At 51.9% G+C, this 12,470-nt stretch carries 10 protein-coding genes; 3 read left to right on the top strand and 7 right to left on the bottom strand.

Annotation, left to right across the window (positions count from 1 at the left end; all coding sequences use genetic code 11):
* Positions 1-16: 16 nt before the first annotated feature.
* The 6 genes from panB to sfsA form a co-directional block, all read right to left on the bottom strand.
* Positions 17-811, bottom strand: a complete 795-nt coding sequence (panB, locus tag AC0VXX_RS14860; RefSeq protein WP_475514885.1) for a 3-methyl-2-oxobutanoate hydroxymethyltransferase — start codon at positions 809-811, stop codon at positions 17-19.
* Positions 812-890: 79 nt separating this feature from the next.
* Entirely contained in the window at positions 891-1,379 is a 489-nt protein-coding gene (gene folK / locus AC0VXX_RS14855; protein ID WP_475514884.1) for a 2-amino-4-hydroxy-6-hydroxymethyldihydropteridine diphosphokinase, read from the bottom strand.
* Positions 1,379-2,782, bottom strand: coding sequence for a polynucleotide adenylyltransferase PcnB (pcnB, locus tag AC0VXX_RS14850; protein WP_475514883.1), 1,404 nt, complete (start codon positions 2,780-2,782; stop codon positions 1,379-1,381). Before pcnB ends, folK begins: the two co-directional genes overlap by 1 nt.
* A gap of 111 nt (positions 2,783-2,893) precedes the next feature.
* Positions 2,894-3,781: a tRNA glutamyl-Q(34) synthetase GluQRS gene (gene gluQRS / locus AC0VXX_RS14845; protein WP_475517047.1), complete on the bottom strand. Its 888-nt coding sequence runs from the start codon at positions 3,779-3,781 to the stop codon at positions 2,894-2,896.
* Positions 3,782-3,859: 78 nt separating this feature from the next.
* Entirely contained in the window at positions 3,860-4,303 is a 444-nt protein-coding gene (dksA, locus tag AC0VXX_RS14840; RefSeq protein WP_110455887.1) for an RNA polymerase-binding protein DksA, read from the bottom strand.
* Between the two features lie 161 nt (positions 4,304-4,464).
* On the bottom strand, positions 4,465-5,169 hold the full coding sequence (gene sfsA / locus AC0VXX_RS14835) for a DNA/RNA nuclease SfsA (RefSeq protein WP_475514882.1): 705 nt from the start codon (positions 5,167-5,169) through the stop codon (positions 4,465-4,467).
* Between the two features lie 245 nt (positions 5,170-5,414).
* Here sfsA and pepB point away from each other — a divergent pair, with 245 nt between their 5' ends.
* On the top strand, positions 5,415-6,692 hold the full coding sequence (pepB, locus tag AC0VXX_RS14830; protein WP_475514881.1) for an aminopeptidase PepB: 1,278 nt from the start codon (positions 5,415-5,417) through the stop codon (positions 6,690-6,692).
* A 60-nt stretch (positions 6,693-6,752) separates the two neighbouring features.
* Here pepB and thpR read toward each other — a convergent pair whose 3' ends face one another.
* The gene (gene thpR / locus AC0VXX_RS14825; RefSeq protein ID WP_475514880.1) at positions 6,753-7,292 is read right to left on the bottom strand and encodes an RNA 2',3'-cyclic phosphodiesterase; all 540 of its coding nucleotides are present in this window, start codon (positions 7,290-7,292) and stop codon (positions 6,753-6,755) included.
* Between the two features lie 360 nt (positions 7,293-7,652).
* On the opposite strand from thpR, the gene AC0VXX_RS14820 reads away from it, so the two are divergent.
* Positions 7,653-9,869, top strand: a complete 2,217-nt coding sequence (locus AC0VXX_RS14820; RefSeq protein WP_475514879.1) for a putative bifunctional diguanylate cyclase/phosphodiesterase — start codon at positions 7,653-7,655, stop codon at positions 9,867-9,869.
* Positions 9,870-9,945: 76 nt separating this feature from the next.
* Positions 9,946-12,450, top strand: a complete 2,505-nt coding sequence (gene hrpB, locus AC0VXX_RS14815; RefSeq protein ID WP_475514878.1) for an ATP-dependent helicase HrpB — start codon at positions 9,946-9,948, stop codon at positions 12,448-12,450.
* Positions 12,451-12,470: the final 20 nt, after the last annotated feature.

Raw genomic sequence — 12,470 nt, 5'->3', positions numbered from 1 at the left:
ATTAATGCCTTTAGGGTTAGCTAAAGGTATGTTCGCTGCTAGGGAAAGTGCCGTTAGCCACTTCGTCGATATAGGCGCGAATAGCGCTACGAATTTCGCCCGTTTGTGCCAAATAGTTCTTCGAAAAGCGTGGAATATAGCCGCTGGAGATCCCCAGTACATCGTGCATCACCAATATTTGTCCATCGGTGTCAGCACCTGCGCCAATACCAATAACGGGAATGGTCAGTGCTTCGGTAATCGTTTTCGCCAATGCAACAGGAATGCATTCTAATACCAGTAGCTGGGCACCAGCAGCTTGTAGTGCTTTGGCTTCATCAAGGATGCGCTGGGCGTTACTGGCATCGCGTCCTTGTACCTTAAAGCCGCCAAAGACGTGCACCGACTGTGGTGTAAGGCCTAAGTGAGCGCAAACAGGAATACCGCGCTCAGTCAGCTTAGTCACGGTTTCTAGCAGCCAATGGCCACCCTCAACCTTGACCATGTTGGCACCTGCCTGCATCAGCGTCGTGGCGTTAGTCATGGCTTGTTCTGGAGTGGCATAGCTCATAAAAGGCATATCGGCGATCAATAACGCGCGCTTAATACCGCGGCGCACACAGCGTGTGTGGTAGGCAATATCTTCAACACTCACGGGCAGGGTATCATCATGACCTTGCAACACCATTCCCATGGAGTCGCCGACCAGTAATACATCGATCCCTTCACTGTCGAAAGCCGCCGCAAAGCTGGCATCGTAGGCGGTTAATGCGGTGAATTTTTTTCCTTCTTGCTTAAATTTCAGCAAGGTAGCGCTCGTTATCTTGGACATAATGATGGTCTTAAATCTAATGAATAAAAGGATTCAATATCCACAGTAGTGTGCTTTATATGCTAACTGTGGCTTAAGTTCAATGATCTGGGCCGAGTTGTTGCACTTCAGCTAAGAGGGTGTCATCAATTAAGCTGGCCACGGCGGTACCGCAAGGCAGCACCAACTCAGGCGCAAGATCGTGTAACGGGACTAACACAAAGCTGCGTTGTTTCATGCCGTAGTGGGGTACCGTCAGTCGTGGTAGGTCAATCTGTTGCTCGCCATAGAGCAGCAGATCTAAGTCTAAGGTGCGTGCGCCCCAGCGGATATGACGGACTCGCCCCTGCTGTTGTTCGATAGCCTGTAAGGCATCAAGAAGCGCGATAGGGCTCAAAGCGGTGTTGAAGCACGCTACGGCGTTAAGGTAATCGGGCTGGGGGATATCCCCCATGGCGGCGCTAGCGTAATAGGGCGAAACCGCCACTTGACCGTCACTTGCTAGGGCTTTAAGGGCGATGCAAGCTTGGTCAAGTTGAGCTTTAGGGGACGCTAAGTTGGCCCCCAAGGCGATATAGACGCGAGTCATTATTCTGCTGGTTTAACCGGTTTCTTTGGGCTACGGCGACGACGATTAGTGTTGCGATGCTTGCCACCTTTATGGGTGCTGCGCGCAATCACACTACGTTGTTCTTCGCTGCCTTCAACAAAGCTTTTCCACCAGGCTGCCGATTTAGCGATGCTGCCACCTTCGGCTTCAGCACGCAGCAGCAGTAAGTCATAAGCGGCGCGGAACTTAGGATGTTCGATAAACTTAAAGGCGCGAGTGCCTTGATTACGATCGAAACGCAGTTGCAGCTGCCAAATGTCTTTCGCTGGGGTGCTAAAGCGGCGCGGAATACTAATGGTGCGGCATTGCTGCTCCATCACATCGCCCATGGCGGCATAAAAGGCATCATAGGTGGTGAGACCGCTTTCTAAAGCGATATCATCGGCGCGCTGACTCAGCGGATACCAGAGCATGGCCGCGTAGAAGAAGGCTGGGGTCACCGACTTGTCGGCGTTGACCCTATCATCTGTGTTTCGCATGATGGCTTCTATCATCTTAGTGGCAGGCCCTTGTGGATCTTCCACCAGAATCTGTTCAACTAAGGGGAATAACGGCTTAAATAAGCCAAATTCGCGCATCATGTGATAGTTATCTTGGGCGTGACCGTGGAAGAAGAGTTTCAGTACTTCTTCATACATGCGCGCCGCGGGAATATCTTTCAGTAGCGGGGCCAACTCATAAATAGGGTCGGCAGCGGCGCTGTCGATCGTCATGCCCAGTTTGGTGGCAAAACGCACGGCACGCAGCATGCGCACCGGATCTTCACGGTAGCGTTTTTGCGGGTCGCCAATCAGGCGTAGGGTGCGCGATTGCAAGTCTTGCAAGCCGCCGCCATAACTGTGAATAGAGAAGTCACTGATATCGTAATAGAGGGCGTTGACGGTAAAATCACGGCGCTCGGCATCTTCATCTATGCTGCCATAGACGTTATCACGCAGCAGACGACCTTCAGCATTGGTTTTGGAGATCTGTTCGGTACTGTCGACATGGTGGCCACGTAAGGTGGCGACTTCAATGACATCGCGGCCAAACACGATATGGGCTAGACGGAATCTGCGGCCGACTAAGCGGCAGTTACGAAACAGCTTTTTAATCTCTTCAGGGGTGGCATTGGTGACGACATCAAAGTCTTTCGGCTCTAAGCCTAATAAAATGTCGCGCACGCCGCCGCCCACCAAGTAGGCCTTAAAGCCTGCCTTGTGCAATCGGTAGAGTACCTTTATAGCGTTTTCGCTAATCTGCTTGCGTGAAATAGCGTGGTGCTTTCTCGCAACGATCTCCAAGCTTAGTCCCGCTTGTGTGGTTTCTGTGGTGTTTTGATTGTCGTCAAAAAGCTGTTTACAGAATTGACTAATACGGCGAAAAATAGGACACCTCAACATGCATCTGGATATCAGGGTTAAAATAAGGCCGCTATCATAACTTAATTATGGCTTAAAGAGTATACCCGCGGCGTTTGCGGCGTATTGCCGGTGTGATGTCGCGCGTCAGGTTTACCCACCTTGAGCGCCCGGCAGTAAAATCTCAGTTTGTTTAGGGATCCGTGTCATATCGAATTGGCTCACCGCTTGGGCGAGCATCTTATCCACATCGTCCACTTCACATTGCGCTTGGCCTAAAAACACCAGCGCCGCATTGATACTGGCCTGAGGCGCGCGGGTGTCGATGGCGGGGGCATGATTTTGCTTTGACAGTTTTCGCCCCGGTTCGGCGCAGGCCAGTGGCAGATGCAGCCAGTCGGGTGTGGGGTGATCTAATAAGCTGTATAGGGTACTTTGGCGCGCACTAGAGGTTAATAGATCGCTGCCGCGAACCACCTCGGTAATGCCTTGTAAGGCATCGTCCATCACTACGGCTAACTGATAGGCCATCAGGCCATCGCGACGTTTAATAATAAAGTCTTCGCCAGCAAAGTCAGCGTCGACATGGATATCGCCAAGTAACTGATCATAAAACTGCGTCACGGGGTGAGTATTACAAATGCGGATAGCGCCTTGGTCATGACGCGGTGTGCGCCGCGCGCAGCGGCCATCATAGGCTGCACCCATGGCTTGAATTTGCTTGCGAGTACATTGACAGTAATACGCCTTGTTGTGGCTTAGCAGTTGCTGTAACTGCGCCTCGTAGGCGTCCAGTCGTGAACTTTGATACAGCACGCTGCCATCCCAGTGTAAGCCGTAAGCTTCAAGGGTATGTAAGATCTGTTGGCTCGCGCCGGGCACTTCTCGTGGGGGATCGATATCTTCGATGCGCACCAACCATTGACCCTGCTGAGTACGAGCGCGCAAATAACTGCCAAGTGCGGCAATCAGCGAGCCAAAATGAAGTGAACCAGAGGGGGAGGGCGCGAATCGGCCTGTGTAGGTGTTAAGATGCACTATGCAGCCTTTGCACTGAGTCAATTTAACTTAAGAAAGAGACAAAAAAGCGGGGATAATCCCCGCTCATCTTAAGTCAGATTAACCTGCCATCTGCTTTTCTTTGATCTCGGCGAGCGTCTTACAGTCGATGCACTGATCGGCTGTTGGACGCGCTTCGAGTCGGCGGATACCAATTTCGATACCGCAAGAGTCACAGAAACCGAAATCATCTTCTTCGATTTTTTGTAACGTCTTTTCAATCTTCTTAATCAGCTTGCGCTCTCTATCACGTGCACGAAGCTCTAAGCTGAACTCTTCTTCCTGAGCTGCACGATCGACAGGATCTGGGAAGTTCGCGGCTTCGTCTTGCATATGAGTCAGGGTGCGATCCACTTCTTCACGAAGTTGGCCACGCCACGCATCGAGAATTTTTTTGAAGTGATTCAGTTGAGCGTCATTCATGTACTCCTCACCGGGTTTCTCCTGGTAAGGATCGACTCCTGCGATAGCGAGTACGCCAAGTTTTTTAGTGCCTTCAGGCATAACGCATCTCCTGTTAATCATTTGCGTTGTAGGGCGGCTGTCATTTAAAGGCCGATATCTATATCAGAAACCTATTTGCCACGCAAATTTTTTGTGCCGTAAAGTTCGATATTTTTCGACTATGTCCTCTATTTGCTTTTTATTCAACTTTTAACGGTGATTTATACGCTAACAGGGCAGGATTTAGCCAAGTGCAGTCCTTCGGTGGACATCTCGGTGCAATAGGCCAATATTTCGACCCCAGCCTGATGAGCCTGACTCAGCAGTTGGGCGTAATCGGGGTCGATATGTTTGGCAGCGCAGACCCTGTCAATGCCGCTGTGTTGCACCACAAATAGCAGTACGGCACGATGACCTAAACGGACCATCTCGATTAACTCGCGCAGGTGTTTTTGGCCACGAGTACTGACGGCATCAGGAAAATAACCTTGTTGCTGCTCTAGTAAAGTACAACTTTTGACTTCTATATAGCAGCGGCCTAAGTCGGCGTCCTCAAGCAGCAGATCGATGCGGCTGTTTTCACTGCCATATTTGACTTCACGGCGTAACTCGCCATAGCCTTGCAGCTCAGTGATAACCCCGTCATTTATCGCCTCGGCGGCCAGTGCGTTGGCACGGCCGGTGTTAATGCCAATAAGGTGGCCGGCATCGGTTTGCGCCAATTCCCAAGTATTAGGGTATTTACGTTTAGGGTTATCTGAGGTGGAAAACCACACCTTTTCACCGGGAAACAGACAGTTGCGCATCGAGCCCGTGTTAGGACAATGGATGGTGATCTGTGAGCCATCGCACAGCTCAATGTCGGCCAAGAAGCGTTTATAACGTTTGATTAAGGTGCCCTGTTGAAGCGGGGGGCTAAAAAGCATGATCTGACCTTATCCATTAAGCATCGGGGCGCAAAGTCTATCAAAGCAGGTCGATGGCGACTATGGCTTTGACTTTGACTTTTAATAGTGGCTTGGCATTAACGTCAGAAACGTCAGATCTTGCATAATCAATAAAGGCAGATATCGGTATTAGAAACCCGATGCCATTTGTGGTTATACTGGGCGAAATCACGGCGGTGAACATAACATGCTGTCGATAAACCCAGTCGTAACAAGGAATAATAATGAGCGATACGATGAAGATCTACCTGACTAACGATGCCCCCGCAGCCCATTGGGGCAGTGCCGATGTCACCTTTACCCAAGGGCAAGCCCATATCCATCTGCAGGCGGGCGATCAGCTGCGCCAAGTACAGCAAGCGGCCCGTAAATTACGTGGCCAAGGGTTAGCGGCGGTGCAGTTGTGCGGTAACGACTGGGATCTCAATAGTCAGTGGGCGTTCGCGCAAGGGTTTGCCACCGCCAAAGGGGCGGGAGAGATCCATTGGAGTGGCGATGCAGCCATGCAAGCGGCGCTTAATGATCGCCGTGATAGTGCTAACTTTGCTCGTCAGTTGATTAATGACACTCCCGAAAACTTGGCGCCGGTGACGTTAGCAACCGAAGCGGCAAAATGGTTAACGCGGATAGGTGGCGATAAGGTGAGTTACCGCATCATCGAAGGCGAAGCGCTATTGCAACACAAGTGGATTGGTATTCATGCCGTGGGCCGGGGCAGTGAGCGTCCGCCTGCCTTACTAGAGCTGGACTTTAATCCCTTGGATGCCGATGCGCCTGTGTCGGCAGCATTAGTGGGTAAAGGGATCACCTTCGATTCGGGCGGCTACAGTATTAAAGCCTCAGAAGGGATGCTGGGGATGAAGTGCGATATGGGCGGCGCGGCCACGGTTACGGCAGCATTGGGGCTGGCGATTAAATCTGGGCTGAATAAGCGGGTGAAATTGTTTCTCTGCTGCGCCGAGAATTTGATCAGCGGGCACGCCTACAAGCTAGGTGATATTTTGACGTATAAAAATGGGGTCTCGGTGGAAGTGGTCAATACCGATGCCGAGGGCCGTTTGGTGCTGGCTGATGGCTTGCAAGCGGCCAGTGAAACCGGCGCGCCTCTAATTATCGATGCCGCCACGCTCACGGGCGCAGCGGTCATGGCGGTCGGCAGCAACTACAATGCGATTTTCTCCCCTAATAGTGATCTGTTGGCACAGACGCAAACTAAGGCATCGACAGTGGCGGAGCGAGTGTGGCCGCTACCGTTAGATCCCTGGCATAAAGAGATGTGTCCATCTGCCTATGCCGATACTGCTAACAGCCGTCCTATGAAAGGGGGGGGCGCTGGCGGTGCATCCAATGCGGCGGGTTTCTTGTGGCGATTTGTATCGCCAGAGGCCAAATGGTTGCATGTGGATTTGGCTGCGGCCTTTGCCGATAGCGCCAATGAGCTATGGGCGGCGGGCGCGACGACCCACGGCATGCTCACCATTGCAGCGTTATTAGAAGATTAATCTTGCCTTGCTGATGAAATAACAACGCGCCCTATGGGCGCGTTTTTTTGTGCGCGTTTGTCATCGTTGGGGCTTAGGAGTCACTAGCGGCCATGAGTGCATTATAGGGTAGTGCACGCTGGCGTGATCGCTCACCGACTGGTACAGATGCAGGGCATTGGCATTAAGTGTGATGGGCTTGACGGCCAGCGGGGTAAATTTTTTGGCTTTGCGAAACAAGGTGATGTGCGGTGTAAAGGGATGCTGTTGGTGATGCAGACCAAGGCTTGCGGCGACCTGTTGGCAATCGTGTTGCAATGCCATTAGGTGAGGATCATCAAGCGGCCCGACTAAGCACAGGGCTTTAGCCTTAGGCCACAAGGTGAGTTGATTCAGGCAAACACTAAATGAGCGAAGTTTTTGCTGCGCGCTTAACTGGTTGAGCTTATCGATTAACTGCGTGGTGGCCGTGGGAGATACTTGGCCGAGAAACGCCAAGGTCATATGCAGGTTGGCGCGAGGCACAGCTTGCCCATCGGTTAGCAGCTGTTGCTGCAGTGATGTTAATCGCTGAATGTCCTTAGGGGCCGGGCTTACGCCGATAAACAGTCTGCTGAGCATGATTTAGCTCCTTATGTATCAAAGAATCTTAATTCATCATCTTACCCAATACTGCTAGCCAATACATGGCACTGGTTTGAGCTGTGGTTTAACCATTGACGACCTGTCAATGCCAATGAAATACTCCAAGTTCAGCTGTCTTAAATTCTCTTTAAAATGCGGCTGTTCTTTTTTAAGCTCATGAATTTAAATTGTAATAGTTAATTTCATTTTCTGTGATGCAGATATGCAAAACAATGAAGTCGAGTCAGTTGTAACATATCGGTTTGTGCTACGGTAAGCCTATTGTTTATGGCTCGGAGTATATTGATGTTCAAACTATGTGTGCTTACTAAACGGTCATAAGGAAGCGACCTTACTATGTTACAAAGTCAATCTCAGTTGAGTCTCACATCGTCAGACCGACTGCTGCAGCTGGTTGCTACAGCCCTGTCGGATTATGATCTACTCGATGAATTAGATGCGGCGCTGTTGGAGCTTGCCCATATCACTGGCTGCAACGGCTTATTGCTGCTGCGACTCACTCCGGCCCGTTTGAGCGTGCAGATTGAGGCGATGCATCAAGATGATGACACCTTATTTAGCCAACGTGATGCGCAAAAACTGCTAAACCGAGTCGCGAATCGCCGCCGCTTGCACTCCTGTGCATCCCTTTCTCAGCCGACCATTATCCAAGATGTATCCAGTGAAATTGAACAGCGCGATAGCCTACAGTCTGTGGCATCACGTCTTCGCAGTGTGTTGCTGATCCCCGTGCTGGGTAATCACTATATTTTTGTGGCTTATCGCTACCATAGTGATGGTCACTGGTGTGAATCGAGTCTCGATGCGCTCACTATGGCGGGCAATATGCTGGGTTATGCCAAAGAGGCGTGCCGCTTACACCAAGCGGTAAAGAGCAGTGAGCTCCAATGCCTTGAGCACTTGTACCGTATGCCGATCTGTTGCGTGCATGTTGGTATTGATAACCGGGTGATCCGCTTTAATCGTTGCGCCGCCAATGAGCTCAAGGTTGAGATGCTGCAAGATATCACCAGCCTAATATTGCCCCAAGAAGTTAGCCAATGTTATGCCACCCTAGCCTTGGTGCGCGATGGCTTATTAGCCCAGGCTAGTTGTGAGCTACAGATGAAGAACAATCTAAGTCAGGACAAGGCGCGAGTGACTTTTCTCTCCTTATCGGCAGAGGATGGCACCTTGTTGATGATGGTCGAACCCATTGACGTGTCGCAGACGTTAGCCCCGCAACAGGAGGCAGTATTCAATTTTGATGGCCTGACGGGGTTACCCAATCGCGCCTATTTTGAAACCCTCTATATCGAGTCTGAGCCATGTGCGCCCAAGCGCAGTACTTTTGTTGCATTCATCAATCTCGACCGTTTTCAAGTGGTCAATAATGTCAGTGGCTACCAGGCTGGCGACAGACTGCTGTGCGAGGTGTCGTCCAGACTGACCCGCCTCGTGCGCAAAGGCGATGTGGTTGCGCGGCTCAGTGGAGATGAGTTTGGCATCTTTATGCCTAATATCGATCGCAACATTGCCGAGCAAGTGGCCGAGCGGATCTGTCAGGCGTTAAACCAACATGAGTTTAGCTGGGAAGGGCGCAAACACAGCATCAGTGTCAGTATTGGTTTGGCACAAAGCCAAGATGCTCAAGCGAACATTTCAGACTTACTTCGCAGTGCCAATGCGGCGTGCCGGGTCGTGAAAGAGAGTGGCCGTAACGGGTGGTATGTGTATGCCAGCGATGATCCTATGGTGGAACGTCTCAATACCGACATGAGCGCCTCGGTCGATATTATTGGCGCACTGGCCAACGACAGATTTGAGCTATATTACCAACCCATTGAGATGCTACAGGCAAACAATAGCGGTTTACATTTTGAAATATTGCTGCGCATGCGCTGTGAAAACGGTGAGCTGATGTCACCGGCTATCTTTTTACCCGCCGCCGAACGATTTAGCCTCGCCGCCAAAGTTGACCGCTGGGTGATCGACAATGTGCTGCGTTGGGGGGCGAACCATCTAGCCTTATGGCATGAATTATCTATGGTATCGGTTAACCTGTCGGCCCTCTCCATTGGCGATCGCGAGTTTATGCATTGGCTAGAGATGCGCTTGTTAGCCGAGCCTGAATTAGCCCGTAAACTCTGTTTTGAAATTACCGAAACCGCCGCGGTAAAGCAGCTCGATTTGGCTACCGAATTAATTAACCTACTCAAACCCATGGGCTGCAAATTGGCACTGGATGATTTCGGCTCAGGTTTCTCTAGTTTTGCCTACCTCAAATTACTCAATGTTGATTACGTTAAAATTGACGGCCAGTTTGTCCGTAATCTGTGTCAGGATAAAGCCGACCAAGCCATTGTGGCCGCTATCTGCCAGTTGGGGCGCGACATGCAGTTTGAAGTGATCGCCGAATTTGTCGAGTCCATCGAGATTGGCAAGCATTTAGCAAAGCTGGGGGTCGATTATGGCCAAGGGTATGCCATTGGTAAGCCAACGCCCTTAATGAAGCTGACCTCAGGTGAAGCTCTGGGCTGGCACCGAGCGTTGCACTATGGTGACCTAGCCTGATCTTGGGCTAGTACATTTTGTTTTTTTGCCCATAACGGGTACACTTGCCGCAGTTTTTGCCGACAGATAGCCCCTTGTGAACTCACTACCCATTCAACATCTTTTCCCTGCCTTGCAAAGCGCATTGGCCAGCTCATCGCAGCTGATTTTACAAGCGCCCACGGGCGCGGGTAAGTCGACCGCCTTGCCGTTGGCACTGCTCGATTGGCCGCAAATTAGCGGTAAGATATTGATGTTAGAGCCAAGACGGATGGCGGCGCGTAATGTGGCCCATTTTATTGCCCAGCAGCGCGGTGAAACCATAGGCAACACCGTCGGCTTTCGGGTGCGCGGCGAATCTAAGGTGAGTGCCAATACTCGGCTTGAGGTGGTGACCGAAGGGGTGCTCACTCGCATGATCCAGCAGGATCCTGAGCTGAGTGGCTATGAACTGATTATTTTTGATGAGATCCATGAGCGGCACCTCACCACAGATTTAGGCTTAGCCTTGGCGTTAGAGTTACAATCCTCGTTTCGTGACGATCTTAAGATCATGGCAATGTCGGCCACCTTAGCGGGCTTGCCATTGCATGGGTTGATGCCCAATGCGGTGACCCTCGAAAGTGAAGGGCGCAGCTACCCTGTGAGCATCGAATACCGCGCGGTGGGGGCTCAGCAAGAGTGGCTGGTGCATATGGCACAAGTGATAGTGACCGCCTTGCAGCAACACCCTCAAGGATCGCTGCTGGCATTCTTACCCGGCCAAGGTGAAATTAATCGCTTAGCCCAGCAGCTGGCGACCCGCCTTGACTCTAAGGCGTATCATATCGCGCCGCTCTACGGCAGTTTGCCTGCAGCGCAGCAAGATAGTGCCATCGCTCCGGCTACGGATGGGCGGCGTAAAGTGGTGCTGTCGACCAATGTGGCCGAATCGAGTTTAACTATCGAGGGCATCACCGTGGTGGTGGATAGCGGTTATAAACGCCAAGCCAGTTTTAATCCTAAGACTGGCGTGACTCGGCTGTCATTAAAGCGGATCAGCCAGTCGTCATCGGCCCAGCGCGCCGGTCGTGCTGGGCGCTTGTGCCCCGGTCATTGTATTCGGCTATGGGGCCAAGAGGAGCAAGGGCGCTTGCTGCAAGCCGATGAACCTGAAATCGTACTCGGCGATTTGACCTCCATGGTGCTCGACGGTGCTTATTGGGGAGTGAGTGCGTTAACGCAATTGCCATTACTCAGCCCGCCATCGTCTGCCAATGAAGCGGTCGCTTGGTCGCTATTAACACAACTGCAGCTGGTGGATGAAAAACGTAAAATCACCGCTCATGGCCGCGCCGCGTATCAGTTAGGTTGCCATCCGCGTTTGGCGCATATGTTGTTAACAGCGCAGCAGTGGCAGCAGGCCAATAGCGGTACACCTTTGCTGGCCTTAGCGGCAGTGCTGGCGGGCGTGATTGAGTCACGCAGCCGCGCTCGTCGCGGCGCCGATATCAGTGGCTATCTGAGCGATGCGCGTCATGGCGAGAGTGCGCAGTTAGCCCGCAGTTATTTGGCACGTATTGATGGGCAAGGGCGGGGGAAAGTGGATCTTGCTCAGGCCATCAGCCTGGCTCATCCCGATGATATTAGCGTGTTGCTGGCCTTGGCGTTTCCAGACCGAATCGCCAAAGCCAGAGGCGTTAGCGGCTATCAATTAGCCGCAGGCGTTGGGGTGACGCTCAATACTGATGACAGCCTCAGTGGTGCGCCTTGGCTGGTGGTGGCCGATTTTCAAGAGTCACAAGGCCAAAGTAGTGGCCGGGTATATCTGGCCAGCCGGCTCGATCCTGCCAGCTTTAACGACAGCCTAAAGTCGCTCGTCACAGAGCATATTGATTGTGGCTGGGATGATAACCAAGCGCGCTTTTACGCGCTACGCCAGCGCCGAGTTGGAGCGATAGTGATAGATCAACAGCCGATAGCGCAGTTGGACGCGGCGCAGATTAAACAGGCCATTTATGGTTTAATCCGCGCCAAAGGGCTAGCAGTGCTTAACTTGGATGCCAAAGTCACTCAGTTGCGTCAGCGGGTGGCCTTGGCACGCCAGTATCAGCTTGCTGGCGACTGGCCCGCGATGGATGATGAGGCATTGTTAGCCGACTTACCCACTTGGCTAGGGCCTTATCTGGATAATGTACGCCGCTTGACGCAGCTGCAAGCGCTCGACTTTTATAGCCTGTTGCATAACTTACTGCCTTGGGAGCTGCAGCAAACCTTGGCGCAGCACTTACCGACACACTGGCCCATGGCGACGGGCACCCGTGCCAATATAGAATATGAGCCGTCGGGGCGCGCGCTACTGAGCGTACGCTTACAAGAGGCGCTAGGCATGGCGCAAAGTCCGACCTTGGCGCAAGGTAAATTGGTGGTGACCATGGCGTTGTTATCACCTGCTCAGCGGCCGTTGGCGCTGACTGCCGATTTAGCCAATTTTTGGGCTGGCCCCTATCTCGAGGTGAAAAAAGAGATGAAGGGGCGTTACCCGAAGCACTTGTGGCCTGACGATCCGGCCAATACGGTGCCGACCAAATTCACCAAGAAAAAAACATTAAGTAACGGTTAATGACCCACCGTTAGCTATTT

This window comes from Shewanella sp. QJM3NY_23, assembly GCF_056173105.1.
Note: the sequence above shows the minus strand (reverse complement) of the source record. Positions and strands in the feature narration are given on the sequence as shown.

What these genes read in the sequence shown, in the direction of transcription:
- panB (WP_475514885.1), bottom strand. Translation starts at nt 811, where the DNA reads ATGTCCAAGATAACGAGCGCTACCTTGCTGAAATTTAAGCAAGAAGGA.
- folK (WP_475514884.1), bottom strand. Translation starts at nt 1,379, where the DNA reads ATGACTCGCGTCTATATCGCCTTGGGGGCCAACTTAGCGTCCCCTAAA.
- pcnB (WP_475514883.1), bottom strand. Translation starts at nt 2,782, where the DNA reads ATGTTGAGGTGTCCTATTTTTCGCCGTATTAGTCAATTCTGTAAACAG.
- dksA (WP_110455887.1), bottom strand. Translation starts at nt 4,303, where the DNA reads ATGCCTGAAGGCACTAAAAAACTTGGCGTACTCGCTATCGCAGGAGTC.
- sfsA (WP_475514882.1), bottom strand. Translation starts at nt 5,169, where the DNA reads ATGCTTTTTAGCCCCCCGCTTCAACAGGGCACCTTAATCAAACGTTAT.
- pepB (WP_475514881.1), top strand. Translation starts at nt 5,415, where the DNA reads ATGAGCGATACGATGAAGATCTACCTGACTAACGATGCCCCCGCAGCC.
- thpR (WP_475514880.1), bottom strand. Translation starts at nt 7,292, where the DNA reads ATGCTCAGCAGACTGTTTATCGGCGTAAGCCCGGCCCCTAAGGACATT.
- AC0VXX_RS14820 (WP_475514879.1), top strand. Translation starts at nt 7,653, where the DNA reads ATGTTACAAAGTCAATCTCAGTTGAGTCTCACATCGTCAGACCGACTG.